This is a genomic window from Streptomyces sp. NPDC032745, from assembly GCF_055579465.1.
Genome location: NZ_JBVING010000006.1, coordinates 243,766 through 267,409, shown reverse-complemented (window position 1 = coordinate 267,409; position 23,644 = coordinate 243,766). Strand labels below are relative to the sequence as shown.

General features: G+C 71.8%; 24 protein-coding genes. 11 read left to right on the top strand and 13 right to left on the bottom strand.

Annotation, left to right across the window (positions count from 1 at the left end; genetic code table 11):
- Positions 1–9 precede the first annotated feature (9 nt).
- Positions 10–1,134, bottom strand: coding sequence for a DUF3344 domain-containing protein (locus ACZ5WG_RS18275; protein WP_468724273.1), 1,125 nt, complete (start codon positions 1,132–1,134; stop codon positions 10–12).
- A 175-nt stretch (positions 1,135–1,309) separates the two neighbouring features.
- Here ACZ5WG_RS18275 and ACZ5WG_RS18270 point away from each other — a divergent pair, with 175 nt between their 5' ends.
- The 5 genes from ACZ5WG_RS18270 to ACZ5WG_RS18250 all read left to right on the top strand — a co-directional run bounded on the left by ACZ5WG_RS18270 (position 1,310) and on the right by ACZ5WG_RS18250 (position 4,364).
- On the top strand, positions 1,310–1,552 hold the full coding sequence (locus tag ACZ5WG_RS18270; RefSeq protein ID WP_468724271.1) for a chaplin: 243 nt from the start codon (positions 1,310–1,312) through the stop codon (positions 1,550–1,552).
- Positions 1,553–1,682: 130 nt separating this feature from the next.
- Entirely contained in the window at positions 1,683–2,093 is a 411-nt protein-coding gene (locus ACZ5WG_RS18265) for a rodlin (protein WP_468724270.1), read from the top strand.
- A gap of 221 nt (positions 2,094–2,314) precedes the next feature.
- Positions 2,315–2,548 carry a chaplin gene (locus tag ACZ5WG_RS18260; protein WP_468724269.1) on the top strand — a complete coding sequence of 78 codons (234 nt, stop codon included), beginning with the start codon at positions 2,315–2,317 and terminating at the stop codon, positions 2,546–2,548.
- A gap of 119 nt (positions 2,549–2,667) precedes the next feature.
- The gene (locus ACZ5WG_RS18255; protein WP_468724267.1) at positions 2,668–3,849 is read left to right on the top strand and encodes a chaplin; all 1,182 of its coding nucleotides are present in this window, start codon (positions 2,668–2,670) and stop codon (positions 3,847–3,849) included.
- Positions 3,850–4,016: 167 nt separating this feature from the next.
- On the top strand, positions 4,017–4,364 hold the full coding sequence (locus ACZ5WG_RS18250; RefSeq protein WP_468724265.1) for a hypothetical protein: 348 nt from the start codon (positions 4,017–4,019) through the stop codon (positions 4,362–4,364).
- Between the two features lie 89 nt (positions 4,365–4,453).
- Here the strand turns inward: ACZ5WG_RS18250 and ACZ5WG_RS18245 are convergent, their stop codons facing one another.
- A complete protein-coding gene (locus ACZ5WG_RS18245) occupies positions 4,454–4,693 on the bottom strand; it encodes a chaplin (RefSeq protein WP_468724264.1) in 240 nt (79 codons plus the stop codon).
- Positions 4,694–4,859: 166 nt separating this feature from the next.
- Positions 4,860–5,432: a hypothetical protein gene (locus ACZ5WG_RS18240; protein ID WP_468724263.1), complete on the bottom strand. Its 573-nt coding sequence runs from the start codon at positions 5,430–5,432 to the stop codon at positions 4,860–4,862.
- A 282-nt stretch (positions 5,433–5,714) separates the two neighbouring features.
- Between ACZ5WG_RS18240 and ACZ5WG_RS18235 the strand changes: the two genes are divergently transcribed.
- Positions 5,715–6,125 (top strand): rodlin, encoded by a 411-nt coding sequence (locus ACZ5WG_RS18235; protein ID WP_468724547.1) that lies wholly within the window; start codon positions 5,715–5,717, stop codon positions 6,123–6,125.
- A 107-nt stretch (positions 6,126–6,232) separates the two neighbouring features.
- On the opposite strand, the gene ACZ5WG_RS18230 is transcribed toward ACZ5WG_RS18235, so the two are convergent.
- Entirely contained in the window at positions 6,233–6,874 is a 642-nt protein-coding gene (locus ACZ5WG_RS18230) for a vitamin K epoxide reductase family protein (RefSeq protein WP_468724262.1), read from the bottom strand.
- A gap of 191 nt (positions 6,875–7,065) precedes the next feature.
- On the opposite strand from ACZ5WG_RS18230, the gene ACZ5WG_RS18225 reads away from it, so the two are divergent.
- Positions 7,066–7,848: a DUF6227 family protein gene (locus ACZ5WG_RS18225; protein WP_468724261.1), complete on the top strand. Its 783-nt coding sequence runs from the start codon at positions 7,066–7,068 to the stop codon at positions 7,846–7,848.
- A 44-nt stretch (positions 7,849–7,892) separates the two neighbouring features.
- On the opposite strand, the gene pfkB is transcribed toward ACZ5WG_RS18225, so the two are convergent.
- Positions 7,893–8,843 carry a 1-phosphofructokinase gene (gene pfkB / locus ACZ5WG_RS18220; RefSeq protein ID WP_468724259.1) on the bottom strand — a complete coding sequence of 317 codons (951 nt, stop codon included), beginning with the start codon at positions 8,841–8,843 and terminating at the stop codon, positions 7,893–7,895.
- A gap of 115 nt (positions 8,844–8,958) precedes the next feature.
- On the bottom strand, positions 8,959–10,530 hold the full coding sequence (locus ACZ5WG_RS18215; RefSeq protein WP_468724257.1) for an MFS transporter: 1,572 nt from the start codon (positions 10,528–10,530) through the stop codon (positions 8,959–8,961).
- A 63-nt stretch (positions 10,531–10,593) separates the two neighbouring features.
- On the opposite strand from ACZ5WG_RS18215, the gene ACZ5WG_RS18210 reads away from it, so the two are divergent.
- Positions 10,594–11,538: a helix-turn-helix transcriptional regulator gene (locus ACZ5WG_RS18210; protein WP_468724256.1), complete on the top strand. Its 945-nt coding sequence runs from the start codon at positions 10,594–10,596 to the stop codon at positions 11,536–11,538.
- Between the two features lie 99 nt (positions 11,539–11,637).
- On the opposite strand, the gene ACZ5WG_RS18205 is transcribed toward ACZ5WG_RS18210, so the two are convergent.
- The 4 genes from ACZ5WG_RS18205 to ACZ5WG_RS18190 all read right to left on the bottom strand — a co-directional run bounded on the left by ACZ5WG_RS18205 (position 11,638) and on the right by ACZ5WG_RS18190 (position 16,285).
- Complete coding sequence (locus ACZ5WG_RS18205) at positions 11,638–12,621, bottom strand: sigma-70 family RNA polymerase sigma factor (protein WP_468724255.1); 984 nt, start codon at positions 12,619–12,621, stop codon at positions 11,638–11,640.
- A gap of 382 nt (positions 12,622–13,003) precedes the next feature.
- Complete coding sequence (locus ACZ5WG_RS18200; protein WP_468724545.1) at positions 13,004–13,771, bottom strand: dioxygenase family protein; 768 nt, start codon at positions 13,769–13,771, stop codon at positions 13,004–13,006.
- 148 nt (positions 13,772–13,919) lie between these two features.
- Entirely contained in the window at positions 13,920–15,458 is a 1,539-nt protein-coding gene (locus tag ACZ5WG_RS18195; RefSeq protein ID WP_468724254.1) for an MFS transporter, read from the bottom strand.
- A 119-nt stretch (positions 15,459–15,577) separates the two neighbouring features.
- A complete protein-coding gene (locus ACZ5WG_RS18190; protein WP_468724252.1) occupies positions 15,578–16,285 on the bottom strand; it encodes a TetR/AcrR family transcriptional regulator in 708 nt (235 codons plus the stop codon).
- A 247-nt stretch (positions 16,286–16,532) separates the two neighbouring features.
- Between ACZ5WG_RS18190 and ACZ5WG_RS18185 the strand changes: the two genes are divergently transcribed.
- Positions 16,533–17,810: a M6 family metalloprotease domain-containing protein gene (locus ACZ5WG_RS18185; RefSeq protein ID WP_468724251.1), complete on the top strand. Its 1,278-nt coding sequence runs from the start codon at positions 16,533–16,535 to the stop codon at positions 17,808–17,810.
- Positions 17,811–17,903: 93 nt separating this feature from the next.
- Positions 17,904–18,386 carry a RidA family protein gene (locus ACZ5WG_RS18180; RefSeq protein ID WP_468724249.1) on the top strand — a complete coding sequence of 161 codons (483 nt, stop codon included), beginning with the start codon at positions 17,904–17,906 and terminating at the stop codon, positions 18,384–18,386.
- A 9-nt stretch (positions 18,387–18,395) separates the two neighbouring features.
- Here the strand turns inward: ACZ5WG_RS18180 and ACZ5WG_RS18175 are convergent, their stop codons facing one another.
- A complete protein-coding gene (locus tag ACZ5WG_RS18175) occupies positions 18,396–19,271 on the bottom strand; it encodes an FAD binding domain-containing protein (RefSeq protein WP_468724248.1) in 876 nt (291 codons plus the stop codon).
- A 39-nt stretch (positions 19,272–19,310) separates the two neighbouring features.
- Positions 19,311–19,736 (bottom strand): hypothetical protein, encoded by a 426-nt coding sequence (locus tag ACZ5WG_RS18170; protein WP_468724246.1) that lies wholly within the window; start codon positions 19,734–19,736, stop codon positions 19,311–19,313.
- A 66-nt stretch (positions 19,737–19,802) separates the two neighbouring features.
- Here ACZ5WG_RS18170 and ACZ5WG_RS18165 point away from each other — a divergent pair, with 66 nt between their 5' ends.
- Complete coding sequence (locus ACZ5WG_RS18165) at positions 19,803–21,488, top strand: hypothetical protein (protein ID WP_468724245.1); 1,686 nt, start codon at positions 19,803–19,805, stop codon at positions 21,486–21,488.
- On the opposite strand, the gene ACZ5WG_RS18160 is transcribed toward ACZ5WG_RS18165, so the two are convergent.
- The gene (locus ACZ5WG_RS18160) at positions 21,417–23,489 is read right to left on the bottom strand and encodes a tetratricopeptide repeat protein (RefSeq protein WP_468724244.1); all 2,073 of its coding nucleotides are present in this window, start codon (positions 23,487–23,489) and stop codon (positions 21,417–21,419) included. The genes ACZ5WG_RS18165 and ACZ5WG_RS18160 overlap by 72 nt on opposite strands.
- Positions 23,490–23,644: the final 155 nt, after the last annotated feature.

The following is a 23,644-nucleotide window of genomic DNA, read 5'->3' as shown; positions in this document are numbered from 1 at the left end:
CTCCTACGTTCAGCGGCGCGCGTCTGTCTGAACGAAGAGCACGCCGAGGAATTGACCCTGGCTTTCGCCCGTGAACCTGAAGCTCAGGCTGCGGGCACCACCGGACAGGGCGGGACTCAGATCGAACACGTCCGCGTCATATCCGAGATTATTCATATGTTCGGGCTGTCGCACGAAAGAGTGGCGGCCGAATTCCGTGATCGTGGAATTCATAACATCATTAAAAGGATTTTCTGCATCGCTGACGTTGACCCGGCGGCCACTGTCGGCGGTCACCGTGAGTGAGTCCCCGAGGGTCCCGCGGTCCCCGTCGTACGCGACGACCCCGGCCCGCCCCGCGGACCCGGCGGCCACGTCCAGGCCGGCGATCTCGACCGTCTCGCCGGCCGCCTCGCCCGCACCCGCGGCGAGCGACTCGAAGCCGTCCCACAGCGAGATCCGGCGTACCGGCTCCTGCGGGTGCTCGTAGGCCACGACCAGCGTCCAGCCGCCCCAGGCACCCACCTCGGAGTTGCCCATCGCGATGTTCAGCTGGGCGACCGTCCACATCCCGGCGCCACCCTTGCGGACCAGCGGGGTGACGTCGGCCGAGGCCTGGTAGGCATCGCTGCCCGCGTCCGTGCTGTGGCCGATCACGGTGTCGGCGAGGACCTCCTTGTACGCCCCGCCCGGCTCCGCGACCAGCACCCGGCCGTTGTCCTGCGGCGGCTTCTGCTCACCCACCCGCAGGTTCCCGCCCCAGTACAGGCGGGCGTACGAGACCTTCGCGTCCTGCGGGACCTTGAGTTCGGCCCGGGTGGAGTTGTAGGTGTCCGGATCCTTGTCGACCTCGCTGTAGAACATGTCGAAATCGCCGTTGACCCCGGCCGCTCCGTGCTTGACCTCGGCGCACGGCTCGGCGTCCGGCGCCTCCCCCCAGCGGCAGGCGATGGAGGAGTTGGAGGCCCGGACCAGCCCGCCGCGCTGGACGGCCTGGTAACGCTGGGTGAACGGAACCTTGGGCATCTCCCTCACGGCGGGTGCCGCGGGGCCCGGCGGGGCGGCGGCAGCCGAGGCCGCGGCGGGGGCGTTCGCCGAAAGTGCGAGGCAGGACAGCAGACCGAACGTGCCGAGGATTCTGCGGGACGAACCCATGACCCTGTCTCCATTTTCGATCAAGGGGACAAAACAGGAGTGAACTTTGTCAGAAGTCGGGCGGGAAATCACGCCGGACTCGCCCGTACGGCCTTTTGGGCGATAACACGCACCCTCGCAGTCGGCGGGTCGTTATCCGGTTGGACCACTGTTCGAACCGAAAGGAAAAACGGAGATGAAGAAGAGGCTGATGCGCGGCGCCACGATGGCGGTCGCGAGCGCTGCGGTCCTGGCGGGCGGCGCTGGCCTCGCCTCCGCGGACAGCTCGGCGGAGGGCGTCGCGGCGGGGTCCCCCGGCGTGCTGAGCGGCAACCTGGTCCAGGTCCCGGTCAACGTCCCCGTGAACCTCTGCGGCAACACCGTGAACGTCATCGCGCTGCTGAACCCCGCGTTCGGCAACCACTGCGTCAACACCTGACCGTCAGCGGGATCGTCAACAGCGCCGCCGCAAACGGCGGCATCCGGGTGAATCCACGCAACCCGACACGGGGCCCGGCCGTTGGTCTGGGTGCTCCACTACCGGGCAATCCTGCAAAAAAGGGATGACAATGATCAAGAAGATGATGGCCACTGCGGCTGCTGCAGCCTCGGTCGTGGGCATCGGTGCCGCCATGGCCCCGCAGGCGATGGCCATCGGCAACGACAACGGCGTCAACACCGTGAACGGCAACGGCGCCTCGCAGATCTACGGCAACCAGGCCACGTACGGGAACATGAGCCCGCAGATGGCGCTCATCCAGGGCTCCTTCAACAAGCCCTGCATCGCCCTCCCGGCGAAGGCCAATGTCCAGGGCCTGCTCGGCGCCGTCCCGATCAGCATCCAGGACGTCAACGTCCTGTCGAACCCGCAGAACCAGCAGTGCACCGAGAACTCCACCCAGGCCAAGGGCGACGAGGCCCTCTCGCACATCCTGGACAACATCCCGATCCTGTCGGGCAACCTCTCCGCCCACAGCTGATCGCACCCCGCGCGCCAGTGAGGCCGCCGCACCCCGTCCGGGTCGCGGCGGCCTCACCGCTTGCCGGCACCGCAAATAGCGCACAAATTCGCCGCGAATTCCGACCGGCGCGCGTTGGGATGAATTGCGGAGCCGCCCGCCAAATCTGCGGTTTCTTTTCCCCGACCGACTCGTTGATATTTCTGCAGTGGACACGCCTCTGCGGGAAGGATAGAAATCAAATGACGTACAAGAAGGCAGTGGTGCTGGCCGCCGGCGTTCTGATGGCCGCTGGTGCCGCCTCGCCCGCCATGGCCGACGCGGTCGCTGACGGCAAGGCCATCGGCTCCCCCGGCGTTCTGTCCGGCAACCTCGTCCAGGTGCCGGTCCACGTCCCGGTCAACCTCTGCGGCAACACCGTAAACGTCATCGCGCTGCTGAACCCCGCGTTCGGCAACCACTGCATCAACGCCTGACGAAGCGCCTGCCCGCAAGGGCAAACCTCCTCGGGGTGGCCTCGGAGTGCACGGCGGTGCACTCCGAGGCCACCTTCGATTCAGCACCGGCGGAAGCGCCGGTAGACAGGGAAGGACCCATGCGACAGGTACTGAGCCGACAGGTACTGGGCAAGGGGATGCTCACGGCGGCGGCCGCCTCGAGCCTGCTGTCGATCGCGACCGGCGCGGCCTACGCGCACCCGGGGGCGATGGCCGAGGCCTCGCATTCGCCGGGCGTGCTGTCCGGCAACAGCGTCTCGGTACCGATCACCCTCTCGCCGAACGTGTGCGGCAACAGTGTGGACGGCGGAGCGGCGCTCAACCCCTCGATGGGGAACACCTGCGCCACCACGACCGGTTCGGACACCCACCACGCCGACCACGAGTACGGGCGCTACCTCAGCCCCGAGCACGCCGAGGCCTTCGAGCGCTACCTCGAGGAGCACCAGGGCGGCCGGCACGCGCTGCCGGAGCAGCGCCGCGAGGAGCCCCGTCACGAGGAGTCCCGTCGGCAGGCGCCGCGGCACGCGGCACCCCGGTCCGAGGAGTCGCACGACGAGGGCGGCTACGGCGGCTCGGGTGACGAGGGCGACCGCGACCGCGGCGGACCGCGCGGCCACGGCGGCCCGGACCAGGAGGAGTGCGACGACCACCCGCACGCCCTCCCGGCCCCCGCACCGGCGGCCCACCACGCTCCCCCGGCGCCCGAGCGGCCGCAGCCGCGGCCCCACCCGAAGCCGCAGCCGAAGCCGGAGGCGGAGCACCCGGCTCCGAAGCCCGCCCCGGTCCCCGAGGCTCCCGCGGCGCACACGCCCGCGCCGCCGCAGCCCGCGCCGGCTCCGGTCCCCGCCCCGGTGACCCTCCCGGCCCCGGTCGCGGAGACGCCCGTGACGCTGCCCGCGCCGGCTCCGGTCGCGGAGGCGCCCCGGCCGCTTCCGGCCCCCGCTCCCGTCGCCGAGGAGGCGCCCGCCCCCGCCCCGCCGCACGGCAGCCAGTTCGTGGAGCACCCGGCCCCGGCACCCGCTCCCGAGGCCGTCCGTCCCGCCGACCAGCCACCGGCCACCCCCGCCGGCGACACCCCCGTCCACCTGACGCCGGCACCCGTACCCGCGGCCCCGGTCCCGGTCCCGGCCGCGCCCGTCCCCGCGCCCGCCCCGGCCCACGTGTCGGCGCCGTCGCTCGCCGAGACCGGCGCGGGTCAGCCGGCCGCCGCGGCGGCCCTCGCCTCGGCGCTGATCCTGGGCGGCGCCATTCTGTACCGGAGGTCCCGTATCGCCTGACCGGCAATACCGGTAATCAGAAGAAATATCGGCCGGAGAATCCCCTGACGGGTTCTCCGGCCGTTGCCGTACGCGTTTCCGGAGCGGCGGGGAATCGTTACCCAGGGCGAAAGCGGCGCGACGGTCGCCACTGACGCCTCTGTCCACGAAAGAAGAGGATTTCGATAATGAAGCTCACGAAGGTCGCCGCGGTCATCGCCGGCTCCGTTGCCGCGCTCGGCGCCGCTGCTCCCGCCTTCGCCGCCGGAACCCCGGCCGCGATGCCCCCCACGAGCCTGACGGGCGGGGCCACCGAGGCCGTCAACTCCCTCGCCCCGGTCACCGAGTCGCTCCCGCAGACCCTGGGCAACGGGTTGGCCGAGCAGGGCGAGACCGTCAACAAGGTCGTGGACACCGCGCAGGGCGTCAACAAGATCCGCAACAATGCGCCGGGCGAGGTGCTCGGCGTGGCGAACGGGGTCACCAAGGCGTCTCCGCTCCTCGGCGGCGTACAGCTCAACGGCGGGGCGCACTGAGCCGGTCGAGTCACCCGTCCCGGCAAGAAACCACTGTGGGCGCCACCGGCGAGGCCGGTGGCGCCCACAGTCGGGTGTGCCGACTGACGTCAGGCGTTGACGCAGACGTTGCCGAACGTCGGGTTCAGCGCCGCGATGATGTTCACGGTGTTGCCGCAGACGTTGATCGGAACGTGAACCGGGACCTGGGCCAGGTTGCCCGAGAGGACACCGGGGGAGCCCACGGCCGCACCCTCGGCCGACGCGTCGGCCATTGCGGAGCCGGCGGCACCGGCCGCAGCGAGACCGGCGGAGGCCAGGACCAGGGCGGCCTTCTTGGCAGAGTTCATGGGAAGTGCACCTTCTGTTCGATGTTCTGCCCCGAAGCGGGGCTCACACCAAGCGAAACGGTCCAGCCTCCCAGACGACACGGCCTCGCGCGCAATCAGACCTGTTCAGCTCATTAGTCGTAATCATGCGCGGTTTTCCGGCCGTCCTGTGTCATCCGCCTCCCCGCTACGGGAGGCCAGGGCCCTCCGGCACGATCTCCACCGGCGTCAGGACCGGGTTGGCCGGTGCCGGCCTCGCCGGGACGGCGGGCACGGGGAGCGCCGGCTTGGACACGGGTGCCGCGGGCTTCGAGACGGGTGCCGCCGGCTTGGAGACGGGGAGTTCAGGGATCTCGGGGATCTCGGGGATCTCCGGAATCTCGGGGATCTCGGGGAGTTCAGGGATCTCGGGAATCTCAGGGATGGAGGGGATGGAGGGGATGGGCAGCGCCGGGATCGCCGGCAGGCTCGGCAGCGTCGGCAGCTTGATCGGCGGGAGCGTCACCCCGGGCAGGAGGGTCTGGAGGGACTTGAGGAGTCCGTCGAGGGTGGTGGTGATCCCGGCGAGGAGGTCGTCGATCGGGCCGGCCGCCGCCACGCGGCGGTCGATCTGCTGCTGGGCGGCCGCCACTCGTTTCCTGGCGGCGGCTGCCGTGTCGCCGTCCGCGGCGCCCGCGGGGGCGACCGCGCCCGAGAGTATGGCGAGGGCGAGGGCCGTCGGTACGAGTGCGCGGTTACGGAACGGCTTCGTGCGGTGCATAGGGGTTCCTTCGGTGGTCGCACAGAAGCGGACCCGAGCGATCCACTTCCTTACCCACCGTGCGAACACCCTGCACGGAGCGCAACCGGATCTTGAAGGGGCCCGGTCGACTCTGGGGGCTTCGTACGGGCTTCGCGCACGCGTCCGCAGGAGGATCACCCGGCGCGGGGAAAACTTCGGGCCGAGCGGGCCGTTCGAGTGAAGCAGCGGAACCAAGCCCCTGGCAGGGCAGTTGACCAGGGCGCTCCACTAGCGGGCACTCGTGCGACAAAAGGACCAATGATGCTCAAGAAGATCATGACTGCTGCCGCGGTCACCGCCGCCGCCGTCGGCGCGGGCGCTGCTGTTGCGGCCCCGGCCATGGCCATCGGCAACGACAACGGGATCACCACCATCAACGGCAATGGTGCTTCGCAGATCTACGGCAACCAGAAGACCGAAGGCGACCTGAGCCCGCAGCTCAGCGTGGTGCAGGGCACGCTCAACAAGCCCTGCATCGCTCTGCCGGTAAAGCTGAACGCGCAGGGTCTGGCCGGCGCCGTCACGGCGAACGTCCAGGACATCAACGTCCTGTCCAACCCGCAGAACCAGCAGTGCACCGAGAACTCCACCCAGGCCAAGGGCGACGAGGCCCTCTCGCACATCCTGGACAACATCCCGATCCTCTCGGGCAACGGCTCGCTCGGCAGCTGATCTCCGCTCCCCTGACTTTTGCAGTCCGGGCCCACCCCGCCCGTGGAGCGATGTAACGAGGGCCCCGGCAGCCTCCAGCTGCCGGGGCCCTTGCGCGTGCCGGGCCGTCACCCGGTCCAGAACTCCCACCACCTGGTGAGGATCAGCATCCCGATCACGCCGATGTGCAGGGCGGGCGGGGCCCAGCCGAACTCGGTGAGGAGGGTCCGCACCGGGCCCGGCGCGGGCAGTGCACGGGTGCGGACGTTGTACGCGGTGACCGCCCAGAACATCAGCAGGGTGGCCACCCAGGTCAGACAGCACCACAGGCAGAGCGCGTTGATCTCGTACAGGGACTGCACCATCAGCCAGCTGCAGAAGCCGACTCCGAAGACGGTGCCGGCGTTCAGTCCCAGCCAGAACCAGCCGCGGTAGCGGGCGCCGGCCAGCAGGCCCGCGCCGACGCACACGACGGCCCCGTAGGCGACCAGTCCCAGCAGGGGGTTGGGGAAACCGAAGGCCGCCGCCTGGTCGCTCTTCATGACGCTGCCGCAGGAGACCACGGGGTTGAGGCTGCAGGCGGGCTTGAAGTCCGGGTCCTCCAGCAGCAGGAACTTGTCGAGGGTGATCACCCAGGAGGCCAGCACCCCGGCGGCCCCGGTCAGCACCAGCAGCCAGGCCAACGCCCGTGGGGTGGCGGCCGGTTCGTCCTCGTGTCGACTGTGGGGCCGCTCCTGCTGACGGGGAAGGCCCACTGTTTTCGTTGCCATACGGCCCATGTTCCCCCGCTCCGCCACAGACCCGGGCGAACCATGCGCATCCATGCCCAAGTTGACCTGAAGGGGTGGGGGAACCCGTGATGCTTCCCGGACGTTTTACCGAACCCCGGACGGGATGTCAGAGCCAGGGGCTACGTTGAGCTTCCGCGAAGTCACAAGCTGCGACGGCCTGGAGACCCACCTTGAGCGATCCGTACGAGACAACCGAGGCGCACCTCGAGCGACTCCTGGGCCGCGCCCTCAACTCCTTCGACCTGCCGGACCGGTTGGTCGAGCGCCTCGGCACGGCGCTCGCCCACAGCTCTTCCCTCTACACCACCCACCACAGCCCGGCGGCGGGGCGCTGGCGGGAGACCCACCGGCACACGTACCTGCTGTCCGACGGCGGTTCGGCGTCCCTGTGGGAGCTGGTGTACCGGCTGGAGGGCGACCGGACGATCCGGCACGAGGTCTTCGTGAGCAAGGCGGAGACCTGCCTTGCCGTGGCCCGGCTGTTCGGCGACGCCCCGGCGGAAGCCGCCTTCGACCCGGAGCTCGACCCGGCGTTCGCCGCCGCCGAGGAGGAACCGGACACCGACGTGGCGGTGCTGAGCGCGCTGTTCGCGGCCGGGGAGCCGGCGCACCGGCACCGGGAGTACGCGGTGGAGGAGTCCGCCGACCATGCCCGCAGGGTGCTGCGGCGCGCGGAGAACCCGGACCGGCCGGGCGAGCGGACGGCGCTGCTGCTGAGATCGGCGTACGCGCACCAGATCACCCAGGCGTTCGGCACCCGGCCGTGCAGGGCGGACGGGCGGGGCGCCGGATTCAGCCTGTACGAGCACTCGTTCGTGCTGCTGGACGGGAGCGAGGTCAGCCTGTGGGAGGTCGAGCACACGGCGACGCCGGACGGGCGGCACATGTGCGAGGTGTACGAGAACGAGGCGGCCGCCCGCGGGGCGATGGAGCTCCGCGCGCGCGTGAGATGACGCTGTTCCGGCGCCGCCTCACGGCTCGGTTCCGGAGCGCCGCCTCACGGCGTGGCGGGGGCGGACAGGCGGAGGTCCGGGGGCGGGTTCTCGGTGACGCGGACCGCCTCGGGCTGCAGGTCCGCGGGGACCGGCATGGCGCTGCCGGGGAGCCGGACCGCGGCCGCGCCGTGGGCCAGGGCCGAGGCGAGGGCCCCGGGGCCGGTCCCGCCCGCGATCAGGAAGCCGGCCAGGGAGGCGTCGCCCGCTCCGACGTCGCTGCGTACGGCGGCCACGGGGGCGGTGCCGTGGAAGGTGCCCTCGGCGCTCACCAGGAGCTGGCCGTCCGCGCCGAGCGAGGCGAGCACCGCGCCCGCACCCCGGGAGCGGAGCTCCTGGGCTGCCCGGGCGACCTCGCCCAGGGTGGCCAGCGGGCGGCCGACCGCCCGGGCGAGCTCCGCGGCGTTGGGCTTGATCAGGTCCGGGCGGGCCTGCAGTGCGGCGGTCAACGCCGGGCCCGAGGTGTCCAGCGCGACCTTGGCGCCGGCCTCGCGGGCGCGGGCGACCAGGTCGGCGTACCACTCGGGCGCCAGGCCGCGCGGGAGGCTGCCGCAGGCCGCGATCCAGGCCGGGTCTCCGGCCGCGGTGCGGACGCTCTCCAGCAGGAGGCCTGATTCCTCGGCGGTGAGTTCGGGGCCGGGCGCGTTGATCTTGGTGAGGGTGCCGTCGGGTTCGACGAGCGAGATGTTCGACCGGGTCTGACCGGCGACCGTCACCGCGGTGACGTCCACGCCCTGTGCGCCCAGCAGTTCGGCGATCAGCGTGCCCGAGGCGCCGCCGAGCGGGAGGACCGCCGTCGTGAGGATTCCCGCGGCGGCCACCACCCGGGAGACGTTGACCCCCTTGCCTCCGGGGTCGACGCGGTCGCCGGTGGCACGCAGCACGGCGCCGCGGTCCAGCGAGGGGACCTCGTACGTCCGGTCGAGGGAGGGGTTCGGGGTGACGGTGAGGATCATACGAGCACGACCTCTGCGGATCACGCGCCTACCGTACGCCCGTTCCGCAGCAAACCAAAGCAAACGGGCATGTCCGCCAACAGAAGCGGACATGCCCGTCAGGGGACGGCGCGGGCTACCCGGCGGGGACGGCCTCCGGAGCGGCCGCGGCCTCGGCCTGCCTGCCGCCCTCGCGCTGCTCCAGCGGGACCGACTTGCGCGGCAGCACGAACATCACGGCGAAGATCACGAGCATCACGGCCACGATCCACCACAGCGCACCGTGGAAGGCGTCGACGTACGGCGCACCGAAGACGCGGTCGTCGTCCATCAGCCCGAAGAAGACGACGGAGGTGAGGCCGAGGCCCAGCGCGTTGCCCATCTGGCCCGTGGTGTTGATCAGGCCCGAGGCGGAACCGGCGTGCTCGCGCGGCACCTCGGAGAGCACGGTGTCGTTCAGCGGCGCGACGATCAGCCCCATGCCGATGCCCATGAGGATGAGCGGTGCGGCCATCTGCCACGAGGCGATCTCCATGCCGTAGCGCTGCGCCTCCCAGATGTAGAGGAGGATGCCCGCGGCCATGATGAGCGCGCCCGCCTGGAGCACCTTGCGGCCGAAGCGCGGTACGAGCTTCCCTACGGACATGCCCGCGGCGGCCGAGACGGCGAGGGAGAACGGGATGCCGGTGGCGCCGGCCTTCAGGGCGCTCCAGCCGAGGCCCATCTGCATGTACATCGTCCAGACCAGGAAGAAGATGCCGGTCGCGATGCCGAAGGTCAGCTGGACGGCGATGCCGCCCGCGAAGCTCTTGACCTTGAAGAGGGAGAGCTCCACCAGCGGGGAGCCGTCCTTGCGGATCTTGTACTTCTCGTACGCGATGAAGGCCGCGAAGACGAAGGGCGAGGTGATCATGCAGACGAAGCCCCAGGCCGGCCAGTCGTTCTCGCGGCCGTGCGTGAGGGGAAAGATCAGCATGACCAGGGCGAGGGTGGCCAGCACGACACCGACCACGTCGAGGCGCAGGGCCTTGGGGGCCTTGGACTCGGTGATGAACTTGCGGCCCAGGATCACACCGGCGATGCCGACCGGCAGGTTGATCAGGAAGATCGGGCGCCATTCGAGACCGAGGAGGTTCCACTCGGTGAGCAGGGCGCCGAGCATCGGGCCGGAGACGGCGCCGAGGCCGACGATCGCGCCGAACATGCCGAAGACCTTGCCGCGCTCGTGCGGCGGGAAGGTGACGTGGATGATCGCCAGCACCTGCGGGACCATCATGGCCGCCATGCCGCCCTGCAGGATGCGGGAGGCGACGAGCATGTCGGGGTTGGCGGCGATGCCGCAGAGCAGCGAGGCGGCGGTGAAGCCGGCGATGCCGAGGAGGAAGAGGCGCTTGCGGCCGTAGATGTCACCGAGACGGCCGCCGGTGATCAGGCCGGCGGCGAAGGCGAGCGCGTAACCGGCAGTGATCCACTGGATCGCGCTGGTGGAGGCGCCGAAGTCCTCGCGCATACGGGGTATCGCGATGTTGACGATCGTGACGTCGACCAGGTCCATGAAGGCCGCGGTCATCACGATGGCGAGCGCCAGCCAGCGGCGGCGGTCGGCGGGCGAGCTGGAGGCCGCTTCGTCTTGGACGGGGCCGTTCCGCTCTTCTTGTACGGGCCCGTTCTCTCTCTCGGGCGATGTCTTGGACGTCTCGGTGCTCATGGAGAGAAACCTAGACGGGATGTAGGTCAGTTGGTGTCCTATTTGACTGGCAACCTGGATTCCATGACGGACACCCCGGCACGGCTGCTCACCCTGCTCTCCCTGCTCCAGACCCCGCGCGAATGGCCCGGGAGCGAGCTGGCGGAACGGCTGCGGGTGAGCGCGAGGACGATCCGGCGCGACATCGAACGACTGCGGGAGCTCGGGTACCCGGTGGAGGCCACGCTGGGTGCGGAGGGCGGCTACCGGCTGGTGGCGGGGGCCGCGATGCCGCCGCTGCTGCTGGACGACGAGGAGGCCGTGGCGATCGCGGTCGGCCTGCGGGCGGGTGCCGGGCATGCGATCGAGGGAGTCGAGGAGGCGTCCGTACGGGCCCTCGCGAAGCTGGAACAGGTCCTGCCGGGGCGGCTGCGGCACCGGGTGGGAGCGCTGCAGTCGGCCACGATCGCGGTGACCCGCGGGGACGGGGCCAGCGTGGACCCGCGGACGCTGACCACGATGGCGTCGGCGGTGGCGGGACCGGAGCGGCTGCGCTTCGCGTACCGGGCGCGCGACGGGGCGGACTCGCGGCGGCTGGTGGAGCCGTACCGGCTGGTGAGCACGGGGAGCCGGTGGTACCTGGTGGCGTACGACCTGGACCGGGAGGACTGGCGGACGTTCCGGGTGGACCGGGTGGCGGAGCCGTTCGCGACGGGCGCGCGGTTCACTCCGCGGGAGCTGCCGATGGAGGCGGCGGAGTTCGTACGGCGCGGGCTGCGGGGCGGGGAGACGTACACGGTGGAGGCGTCGTTCGCGGGCCCGGCGGAGGCGTTGCCGGGCTGGCTGCGGGCCGATGCCGAGCCCGTGGGCGGGGGCTGCCGGGTGCGGTTCTCGAGCGCGGACTCCCCCGAGTGGGTGGCGGCCCGCCTGGCCCTGGTCGGCATCCCCTTCACGGTCCACGCCCCGGACGTCCTGGCGGCCGCGGCCCGCGCACTGGCCGCCCGCCTGACCTCGGCGACGGCGACGTAGCCGGGAGGGGCCGGCCGCCGCAGGGGCAGAAAGGGAGCCCCCGGCGTCTGGGGGGGTAGACGCCGAGGGCTCGTTCGAGGGGGCTTCGCGCGGGCCGGGTCAGGCCACTGCGTCGAAGCCCGTGTCGCGGGCCATGCGCTTCAGCTCGAGCAGCGCGTGCTTCTCGATCTGGCGGATCCGCTCCCGCGTGAGGCCGTGCTGCTTGCCGACCTCGGTCAGGGTCCGCTCGCGGCCGTCGTCGATGCCGTACCGCATCTTGATGATCGACGCCGTGCGCTGGTCCAGCTTGCCCAGCAGGTCCTCCAGCTCCTCGCTGCGCAGGAGCGACAGGACGGACTGCTCCGGGGAGATCGCGGAGGTGTCCTCGAGGAGGTCGCCGAACTGGGTCTCGCCCTCGTCGTCCACGGACATGTTCAGGCTGACCGGGTCGCGCGCCCAGTCCAGGACGTCGCCCACGCGCTTCTCCGTCGAGTCCAGCTCGGCGGCGATCTCCGCGTGGTCCGGGTCCCGGCCGTTCTCCCGGTTGAACTCCCGCTGGATCCGGCGGATCCGGCCGAGCTCCTCGACCAGGTGGACGGGGAGGCGGATGGTGCGGGACTGGTCGGCGATGGAGCGGGTGATGGCCTGGCGGATCCACCACGTGGCGTACGTGGAGAACTTGAAGCCCTTGGCGTAGTCGAACTTCTCGACGGCGCGGACCAGGCCCGCGTTGCCCTCCTGGATCAGGTCGAGCAGGGGCAGTCCGCTGCGCGGGTAGCGGCGGGCGACGGCCACGACCAGGCGGAGGTTGGAGCGGATGAAGATCTCCTTGGCACGCTCTCCCTCGGCGGCCAGCGCTTCCAGCTCCTCGCGCGACGGCGTCTCGCCCTCGCCCTCGCGCTCCGTCTCGCCGTCGAGGATCTGCTGGGCGTACACGCCCGCCTCGATGATCTGCGAGAGCTCCACTTCCTTGGCCGCGTCGAGCAGCGGGGTACGCGCGATCTCGTCCAGGTACATGCCCACCAGGTCGCGGTCGGCGATCTCCCCGCCCACAGCGCGGGCGCTGCCCCTGGACTGACGACGGGCGACGGCGCGGGTTGCCATGCGTGCTCCCTTGCAATGAGTTAGGTCGCGGTGCGGCTGCTGGAACGCGGCTCCGCGTCCCTGGACACTCTCCCGAGTGCCCGCTTCCGAAGGAAACAACGACTGGAATCGGGACAGAATTCCCCCGCCGGTCCCTCTTTTTCGAGATCTTGCAGTATCCTGCCCCGCCACCCATCGCCCAGGGGGCGGGCGGGATACCGTCAGCGCTCGAAGAGGTGCAGGTCAGGCCCGCGTTCGGGGTCGGCTCGGAAGCCTTCGCCGACCCGTACTGGCGCCGCGTCCGTGAGACCGCCGTCACACGCCGCGACACGCGCCGTGGCTGCACTCCACCCCTGAAGACGGCCTTCGCCCGTTTCCGGTTGCCTGGACAACCGGGCTATTCCTAGCCGAACTGGACCGAACGCTTCGAAAGACCCATCCAGAAACCGTCGACCGCGTCGGAGCGGCGGGCGAGGTCGCCGGAGGCGTCAGCGGCGCCGAGGGTGACGAAGAGCGGGGCGAAGTGCTCCGTACGGGGGTGGGCGAGGCGGCCCGCCGGGGCCTTGGCCTCGAAGTCCAGCAGCGCGTCGACGTCGGACGCGGCCAGCGCCTCGCGGCCCCACGCGTCGAACTCCGCCGACCAGGACGGGACACCGCGCCCGGTGTGGCGCAGCGCGGCCAGGTTGTGGGTGAAGAAGCCGCTGCCCACGATCAGGACGCCCTCGTCACGCAGGGGCGCGAGCTTGCGGCCGATGTCCATCAGGCGGCGCGGGTCCAGGGTGGGCAGGGAGATCTGCAGGACCGGTATGTCGGCCTCCGGGAACATCTCCACCAGCGGGACGTACGCGCCGTGGTCGAGACCGCGGTCCGGGACGTCCTGGACGGGGGTGCCGGGGGCATGCAGGAGGGCCCGTACGGAGGCGGCGAGCGCGGGGGCGCCGGGAGCGTCGTAGCGGACCCGGTAGTAGTGCTCCGGGAAGCCCCAGAAGTCGTGGACGACGGGGACCTGCTCCGTGGCACCGAGGGCGAGCGGGGCCTCCTCCCAGTGCGCGGAGACCATCAGGATCGCGCGGGGGCGGGGCAGCGCGGCGGACCAGGCGGCGAGCTCCCCGGGCCAGACCGGGTCGTCGGCGAGCGGCGGGGCGCCGTGGCTCAGATAGAGCGCCGGCATGCGGGCCGGGGACTCGGCGGGGGTCGGGATGGTCGTCACGGGGTGCTCCTCGTTCGTCAGCACGGGGCCGGACACAAGACTAACCCCGTGTCGTTCAAATTTGAACGACACGGGGTCGGCAGTCATTCCCGGGGTTCCCCGAGCCGCGTCAGTGGGCGATCACCGGGACCTTCACCTCGGCGTCGGCGCCCGCGCCGTCACCGGAGGCGACGGGGCCGCCGGCGCCCGGACGGCCGGTGTTGATCAGCGTCAGGGCGATGGTCGCGCTGGCGACGAGGATGCCGACCGCCCACCAGATGGCGCTGGAGTAGCCCTCCACCATCGCCTGGGCCTGGATCAGCTTCGCCGCCGGACCGCCCGCCGCGGCCTCGGCCGCGTGGTCGGCCAGGTACGCGGTGGTCGCCGAGGCGGCGATCGTGTTCAGCAGGGCGGTGCCGATCGCGCCGCCCACCTGCTGCGAGGTGTTGACCATGGCGGAGGCGACACCGGCGTCGGCCGGGTTCACCCCGTGCGTCGCCAGCGACATGGCCGGCATGAACGCCGTACCCATGCCGAGGCCCAGCAGCAGCTGCGCCGGCAGGATCAGCGCCGGGTAGGAGGACCCGACCTCGAGCTGGGTCAGCATCAGCATGCCGGTGGCGGCGAGCAGGAAGCCCGGACCCATCAGCAGCCGGGGCGCGACCCGGGTCATCAGGCGGGCCCCGATCTGCGTGGAGCCCGTGATCATGCCCGCGATCATCGGCAGGAAGGCGAAGCCGGTCTTGACCGGCGAGAAGCCCTTCACGACCTGCAGGTAGTACGTCAGGAAGAGGAACAGGCCGAACATCGCGATGACGGCCAGGCCCAGGGAGAGGTAGACACCGCCGCGGTTGCGCTCCAGCAGGACGCGCAGCGGCAGCAGCGGGGACTTCACCCGGGACTCGACGAACACGAAGGCCGCGAGCAGCGCCGCGGAGGCGATGAACATGGCCACGGTGACCGTGTCGGACCAGCCGGCCGACTCGGCGCGGGTGAAGCCGTAGACCAGCGCGACGAGGCCGAGCGTGGACAGGACCACACCGGGGATGTCGAGCGGCGCGCGGTTGCGGCCGCCTGCTGGCTCACGGATGACCATCCAGGCACCCATGGCCGCGGCGATCGCGAACGGGATGTTGACGAAGAAGGTCCAGCGCCAGTTCAGGTACTCGGTGAGGAAGCCGCCGAGGATCAGGCCCACGGCGCCACCGCCGCCGGCGATCGCACCGTAGATGCCGAAGGCCTTGGCGCGCTCCTTGGCGTCGGTGAACATGACGGCCAGCAGGGAGAGCGCGGCCGGGGCGAGCAGCGCGCCGAAGGCACCCTGGAGGGCGCGGGCGCCGAGCATCATCGCCTCGCCGTTGGCGGCGCCGCCGAGCGCGGAGGCCAGGGCGAAGCCGATGAGGCCGACGATGAAGGCGTTCTTGCGGCCCCACTTGTCGGCGATGCGGCCGCCGAAGAGGAGCAGCCCGCCGAAGGCCAGGGCGTACGCGGTGATGACCCACTGGCGGTTGCCGTCGGAGATCCCGAGGTCGGTCTGGGCGGACGGGAGGGCGATGTTCACGATGGTCGCGTCGAGGACGACCATCAGCTGCGCCAGGGCTATGAAGACGAGTGCCTTCCAGCGACTGGGATCGGCAGCCGGCGCGAGGGTCGCGGCCGTTTTCGGCATGGGGATACCCATTTCATCTGCGGAATGACTGAAAAATGACGTTCAGGACGTTCAAGATGTTTGAGACGTTCAGGACGCTTGATCCGGGTTTACGACGCTAGCGGGCGCGACCCGGGGCGTCACATGGTTTTCTGCCTCAGGTCCTCTAGGGTGGCCGCCGAACCGGGCAGCCGTGAGCGGGCCGGGGCCTGCAACCCGTCGAGGAACAGCTGGAGATGGCGGTGGACGAACCCCTCCACCTCGGCGCAGCTGATGCCCGGCAGGGGCCGGCTGAGCTGGGAGAGGGCGACCATCAGGTCACCGACACCGATGTCCGTCCGGATCAGCCCGGCCTCCTGGCCGGCGGTCACCAGGGCCTCGACGGCTTCCGCCAAGGCCTCGCGGGCCGCGACGAGTTCGGGGTGCTCGCTGTCGAAGTCCCCGGCGAGCATGGGGCACAGGGCGCCGATCCGCTCGTCCGCGGCGGCGTGCGTGAAGCGGCACAGCGCGGCGAAGGCGTCGGGCTCCTCGGCGAGCGAGTCCTCCGCCTGGGCCGTGACCCGGTCCATGACGAAGAGCACGACATGGTGGACCAGGGCGGCCCGGTCGGGGAAGTGCCGGTAGAGCGTGGCGTTGCCGATGCCCGCCCGGCGGGCGACCTCGTCGAACGGCGCGCCCGAGCCCAGCTCCACGAGTACCTCGCGCGCCGCCACCAGGATCCTCTCGCGGTTGCGGACGGCGTCCGCGCGCGGACGCGGGACCCGGGTGGGAGCGGACTCCGCGCCCGTCGGGCCCGCGGCCGCCTCCGGGGCGGCCGGAGCCGCCGCGAGGGTGGTGGAGCGCTTCATTCGAGGCCTCCCTGGGCCTGGGACTCGTACCCGCCCCCTCAAACGGGGAGCTGGTCCCCGCTTTGCGGGACTCCCGTACAAACGGGGATCGCGTCCCCGGTTATTTCACTCTCCTGTGTGACCCGGGTCACATCGCGGTTCCCGTTCGGACGTACCCGACGCGCGGGCGCGCCGCAGCCGACGGAGGGTGATCGCACAGAGCGCAGTCCGGGCCCGGCCGGCTGCCGCGGACCCGAAGGCGATCTCCATGCCGCAGACCCGCCACCGGATACGCACACCACGCCGCGCCGGCGCCTACATCGGCCTCACCGCGCTGGCCCTCGGTGTCACCGCCACCGCGAGCACGGGGATAGCCGATCGCAGCCACTCCACGGCCGGGCCCGTGGCCACGAGCGCCGAGTCCGCACTGGCGCCCTGCCGGATCACCGGCGCGATGGGCGTGCAGATGTCCGAGGGCATGCCGACCCCGCCCGGGTACTCCCGCTCGACCGGCGAGGTCCGGGCGCTGAACCTGATGATCGACTTCCCGGACGCCAAGGGCGAGGGCACGGCACTGGACCGGCTCGCGGAGTTCTTCCCCCAGACCTCCGACTGGTTCCGCACCAGCTCCTACGGCCGCCTCAGCTACCGCGCCGAGGCGCCGATAAGGACCTGGCTGCGGATGCCGATGCCGTTCGCCGCGTACGGGATCGAGCGCGGCTCCGCGTACGAGCCGGGCTACCGGCTGCTCGTTGAGCACATAGCGAAGGCCGCCGACTCGGAGGTGGACTTCAGCCGCTACGACCTGGTCAACGTCCTGGTCACGCCGAACGCCGGACCGTCCGCCCTGGACACCGTGCTCTCGGTGACCTTCTCCGGCAACGGCGAGGCCCCGATGGCCGACGGCGTGCCGCTCGCCAACACGTCCTTCGTCTACAGCCGCCAGGACGACGGCTCGGGCTCCTACCGGGAGACCGGCTACCGGGTGCTCCCCCACGAGAACGGGCACGTCTTCGGACTGCCCGACCTGTACACCTCCGACGGCGGGGGCACGGTCGGGCACTGGGACATCATGAGCGAGGACTGGGGTGCCAACAACGACCTGCTGGGCTGGCACAAGTGGAAGCTGGGCTGGCTGGACGGCTCGCAGATCAGCTGCGCCTCGAAATCCGGCGTCAGCGACCACACCCTGACCGCGCTCGGGGTGGAGGGCGGCACGAAGCTGGCCTTCGTACCGCTGTCGGAGAGCGCCGGGTACGCGGTGGAGGTGCGCACCCAGGCCGGGAACGACGAGGCCGTCTGCAAGCCCGGCGTACTGATCTACAAGGTGGACTCCCAGGTGGACACGGGGCGCGGGCCCGTGACCGTCTCGGACAGCACGAACGGCAGCGGCGGCTGCACCCGGCGGCCCAATGTGCACGGAGAGCTGTCGGACGCGCCGTTCCGGCCGGGCGAGACCTTCACGGACGACAAGGCCGACATCAGCATCTCGGTGGTGGGAGAGCTGCGCAACGGCAGCTTCCAGGTCCGGATCACCCGCCCCTGAGCCCTGGGTCCTGAGCCCTGGGTCCTGAAGTCCTGAGTCCTGAAGTCCTGAGCCCTGGCAGTTGCAGGCCACGAAAACCCAAGGAGAAAACGGATGACGACCGGCACCCCCGAAGAACGGCTCGCCGCAGCCGGGCTCAGCCTCCCGAAGGCCCTCGCCCCGCTGGGCGCGTACGTGCCCGCCCTGGTCAACGGACACCACGTGTACACCTCCGGCCAGCTCCCGATGGTCGACGGCGCACTGCCGCTGACCGGCAAGGTCGGGGCCGAGGTCAGCGCGGAGCAGGCCAAGGAGCTGGCCCGGCAATGCGCGCTGAACGCGCTCGCGGCGATCGCTTCGGTCGCCGGTGACCTGTCCGCCGTCAAACGCGTGGTCAAGGTGGTCGGCTTCGTGGCCAGCGATCCGCGGTTCACCGGCCAGCCGGGGGTGGTCAACGGGGCCAGCGAGCTGTTCGGCACCGCCTTCGGGGACGCCGGCATCCACGTCCGCAGCGCGGTGGGCGTGGCGGTGCTGCCGCTGGACGCGCCCGTGGAGGTCGAGGTCATCGTGGAGCTGCACACGCCGATGGGCGTCTGAGGCGCCGGGTCACGCGGCTCCGCCGGCCCGGTACTCCTCCCAGGTCCACAGGAGTTGGCGGCGGGCCAGGACGCCGACGGCGTGGCGGCGGTAGCGGGCGGTGCCCCGGACGTCGTCGATCGGGTTGCAGGACGCGGCCGCGAGATCCCCGAACTGCTTCGCGATCGACGGGGTGATGACCTTGCGGGACTCCCAGAAGCCGCCCTCTTCCAGGGCCGCGGCCAGGAACTCCTCGGCCGTCTTCGCCCGGATCGGCGTGGGGGCCGCCGAGCCGATGCCCGTACGGACGGTCCGGGTCGCCGGGTGCAGGGCCAGGCCGAAGGCGCAGACGGCGATGACCATGGCGTTGCGGGTGCCGACCTTCGAGAACTGCTGGGGCCCGTCGGCCTTGGCCACGTGGACGGCCTTGATCAGCTCGTCGGGAGCGAGGGCGTTGCGCTTGACCCCGGTGTAGAACGCGTCGATCGGGATCAGCCGTGAGCCCCGTACGGACTCCACCTCGACCTGCGCGCCGGCCGCGAGGAGCGCCGGGTGCGCATCGCCCGCCGGAGACGCCGTGCCGAGGTTGCCGCCGACGCTGCCGCGGTTGCGGATCTGCGGGGAGGCGACGGTGTGCGAGGCGAGGGCCAGACCCGGGAGTTCCGCACGGAAGTGCTCCATGATCTCCGTGTACGGGACGGACGCGCCGAGCCGTACGACGTCCTCGCCGATCTCCCACTCCCGCAGCAGCCCGATGCGGTTCAGGTCCATGAGGTATTCCGGCCGGCGGTGGTCGAAGTTGATCTCGACCATCACGTCGGTGCCACCGGCGATGGGCACGGCGGTGGGGTGCTCGGCCTTGACGGCGAGCGCCTCCTCCCAGCCGGCGGGGCGAAGGAAGTCCATGGGTGTCCCATGGACCGGGGTGTTCGGCCTCAAACCGAATTATGCGGAATTCCCCCGGCCATCCGGCCGCCGCGGACCTTCGTTGAAGTTGAAATCCCGGCCCATGTAGACCCTGACGTTGTCGCGGAAGTCGCCGCCGCGGACCGTGTTCGCGATCGACGGGGCATCCCTCTCCCGCCAGCCCGGGTTCACCTCGTCCAGCAGCTCCGCGAGCTCCCGTACGGCCACCGGATCGGACTCCAGGACGGTGCGCAGGCGGTCCCGCCAGCCTTCCTCGAGCTGCTCCGCGGCGGCCTCGTCGCCGTCGGCGCGGGCCAGCAGGAGTTCGGCGCGCGATGAGCGGAGCTCCGCGTCCGTACGCCCGAGGAGGCGGGCCAGTCGCCCGCTCGTATAGGTCCATGCGTCCGACGCCATCAGTCCGATGATGGTCGTCGCCCCCGCAGTCACCAGTGCCCCCACATCCATGCAGGCCAGGCTAGCCGTAGGCTGGCGGCGGCGCGGGCGGATCGGGAAACGGGGGGCGCTGTGCGGGTGGGGACGGAGCGGGGGCTGCCGGACCGCCGGTGGCTCACGGTGCCGGCCGGGCGCACGGTCCTCGGCGTCATCCACAACGTCACCTCGGCCACGCGGCTGCTCGACGTACTCGCCGTCTTCGAGGGCGACCCACGGGTGCGGGTGGTGTTCACCTGCACCGGGTCATCGGAGCTGGACGGCGGGGTCGCGGAATTCGCCGCCGCGCACGGGCTTTTTCTCATCCCGTGGGAAAAGGCACTGGCGCAGGAATTCGACCTGGCGGTGAGCACCAGCCGCGGTGGAGATCTGGAGGAGATTTCCGCACCGCTCATCGGCGCCCCGCACGGCGCCGGATACAATAAAAAACTCAGCAGGAATCCGGAATCCGGAATCCGGAATCCGGAATCCGGGGCCGGGGGCGGTCCCGGGGCCGGTGCGTTCGGGCTCTCCGCCGAGTGGCTGCTCCACGACGGTGAGGTCGTCCCGTCCGCCATCGTCCTCTCGCACGAGGAACAGCACGCCCGCCTGCTCCGCGACTGCCCCGAGGCCGCCCCGTACGCCCACATAGCCGGCGACCCCTGCGCGGACCAGCTCGACGCCTCCGCGCCTTTCCGTACGGAATACCGCGCCGCACTCGGAATACGGCCCGGGCAGAAACTCCTCCTGATCACCTCCACCTGGGGCCCGGATTCCGTCCTGGGCGCCGCCCCCGATGCCGTACGCCGGGCCCTCGCCGAATTGCCGTACGACGAATACCGCGTCCTGGCCGCCGTCCACCCCAATGCCTGGTACGGCCACGGCGGCTGGCAGATCCGGAACTGGCTGAAGCCCTGCCTTCGCGCCGGACTCATCCTGCCGCCGCCCGCCGGGGATACCTGGAAGGCCGCGATCTGCGCCGCGGACGCCTTCCTCGGCGACCACGGCTCACTCTCCCTGTACGCCGCCGCCCGCGGGCTGCCCGGACTGCTCGCCTCCTTCGGCGCGGACACCGTCGCTCCCGGCTCTCCCATGGCCTGGCTCGGCGAGCGGCTGCCCCGCCTGGACCCGGTCCGCCCGCTGGCCGCCCAGCTGGCCGAGGCCGTCGCCCTGCCGTCGGCCGCGGCTCGCATCACCTCCCGCCCGGGCCGCTCGCTCGCCCTGCTCCGCACCCTCTGCTACCGCCATCTCGCCCTGGCGGAACCGCAGTTCCCGTGCGTTCCGCGGCCCGTGGCGGTGCCGGAACCGGCACCGCCTGGCACGCCGGCGGGTCCCGCGCTGTACGTCGACACCCGCGTCACCGGCCGGGAGGTGGCTGTACGCCGCTACCCGGCGGAAGCGCAGCGCGGGGCCGCCGCCCACCTGGGCGCCGACGTGCACGTGGTGGCCGACGCCGCCGAGCCGGATCCGCGGCTGCGCGCCCTCGCCGATGTGCTGGTGGCGCGGCCCGGGGCGGATCCGGCGGCGGTGCTCGCCCGGAATCCGGGGTGCGCCCTGGTGGCCGGGCCCGGGCCGCGGCTGGTGCTGCGGGGCGGACGGGAGTTCGGGGTGCCGGGCGGGGTGGATCCCGCGCCGGCGGCATCGGCGCTGCTGGCCCTGCTCGGCGAAGGCCTGGACCCGGAGGGGGAGTTCGCCCTCCGGATCGGCGGCGCCGTGTCAGCCCTGCGCCTGCTCCGGGCCCCGGGCGAGGCGGATCCGGGCTTCCTCGGCCCGGATGCTGCGCAGTGACCCGTACAGCTCCAGCGCCTCCTGCCAGTCGGCCCGCGCGGCCGCCGGGTCGCCGAGGGCCGCGCGTACGTCTCCCCGTACGAGCACGGCGTCGGCCCGGTTGAGCGTCGGCGCGGTGAACGCCTCCAGGGCCGCCGCGAGCGGTTCGACGGCCCCCTCGGCGTGTCCGGCCGCGAGGCGGGCCATCGCCTGGCGCAGCCGGGTCTTCGCCGCGTTCGCGGTGTCCGGCTCGGCGAGGGCCAGGAAGCCGCGCAGCGCCTCGGCCAGGTGCGCGGCGGCCTGTTCGGGCCGGCCGGCCGCGCTCGCAGCGTTGCCCTGGTGGTACTCCAACAGGGCGCGGCCGCGTGGGTGTTCCAGGTCACCGAGGGCCGTTAGAGCCTGCCCGTACAGCTCGGTGGCCGCCTGCGGATCGCCCTGCGCGACCGCGATCCGGCCGAGTCCCTCCAGGGCGGAGGACTCGGTCCGGGCGTGCCCTCCGGCGCGGCGGGCGCTCTCGCGGGCGGCGTCGTAGTGCGTGCGCGCCTCGTCGAGGTCCTCGGCGGAGCCGCGGTCGGTGAGGACGAAGGCCAGCTCGAAGTGCATCCGGGCGAGGAGCAGCCCGTCGCGGTCGCCACCGGCGGTATCGACGGCGGCATCGACGGCGAGCCGGGCGATGCGGATCCACAGGGCGTGGTGGCCGCGGTCGAGGAACAGCCCGTGGACGGCCTCGGCGAGCAGGCAGAGCTGCGCCGGCCCGGTCCCCGGCAGCTCGGCGACGGCGACGAGGTTGTTCCGGTCGGGCTCCAGCGCCTCCAGGGCCTCGCCCTTGTCCTGGAACACGCCGGCGAGCGGGCCGGGTTCGGCGAAGAGGGCGCCGGCCCGCCAGCGCCCGGAGATCCGCAGCTCGGCGGCGACCGCCCGGCGCAGGTACCAGTCGATGACGCGCGGCACGTCGGCGGGATCGGCTGCCAGGATCTGGGCGTGGCCGTGCACGACCCCGTTCAACCGGGAGCGCCGGGGCCCGGACCGCTCCAGCAGCCCGGCCGCGTAGAGGGGACCCCGTACGCCGGGCGCCAGCTCGTCGAGGAGGGCGTCGGCGAACTCCGGGGTGGGATGGACGCCCAGCAGGCGGAATCCGCGCTGCACCTGCGGGTCGAGGGCCTCGTAGGCGAGGTCGAAGAGGCGGCGGGGCATCTCGAGCGCCTCCAGGATGTTCTCCCGTGCGATCCGGGCCGCCAGCCCCTCGACCCCGTCGGACCCCGGATCGGCGGCGCGGGCCGCGGCGATGCGTACGACGTACGGCAGCCCGGCCGACGCCCGCAGCACCGTACGCAGCGCCTCTCCGGCCGGTACGTCCTCCCCCGCGACGGTGCGGAACAGCTCGGCGCACGCCTCCTCGTCCAGCTCCGGCACCGCGAGCCGCACCGGCAGCCGCCCCTCGACGGCGCCGAGCCGGAACCTGCTGGTCAGCACCACCATGCTGGCCGGATGGCCGGGCAGCAGCCGCTCCACGTCCACCTGGGCGGCGGAGAGGACCCCGTCGAGGACGACGAGCGAGGGCAGCTCGGCGCTCAGACTCCGAAACCGCGCGGCCAACGCGGCTTCGGTGGCGGGGAGTTCGGAGCGGGGCGTGCCGAGCACCCCGATGAACGACTCGAGCACGGCGGCGGTTTCGGTGGGGCCCCCGAGCCCCTGGGGGCTCATGTCGGCGTAGAACACCCCGCCGGGGAAGGCTTCCTTGCGCTGCTGGGCCCAGTGCAGCAGCAGCCCGGTCTTGCCGACCCCGACGGTGCCGTGCAGCAGCACGAGCAGCGGCGCACCCTGGCCGTCGCGCCCGGCGAGCAGCCCGTCGAGCCGGTCCCGCAGGACCTCGCGGTCGACGAACCCGTCGGGCCCGAAGGGCAGCATGCGGGGCACGGGCGGAGCCATGGGCCCGTGGTGGGCCACCCGGGAGTCCCGGCCCATGAAGACGGGGCCGTAGAAGGTGCCGCCGGAGATGTTGCTGCTCACCGAGTCGTCCACGGCCCGCAGTCTCCCAGTCCCCCCACCCGAACGCCCCGCTCCGGCCGGATCATGGCCGATATCCGCCCCCGGGAAGCCCGGTTGGTCATCCCTGAAGCCGGTGGACGATGCCTTCCCGCACATCGGCAGGCCACCGGCGCAGCCGCACACCCCGG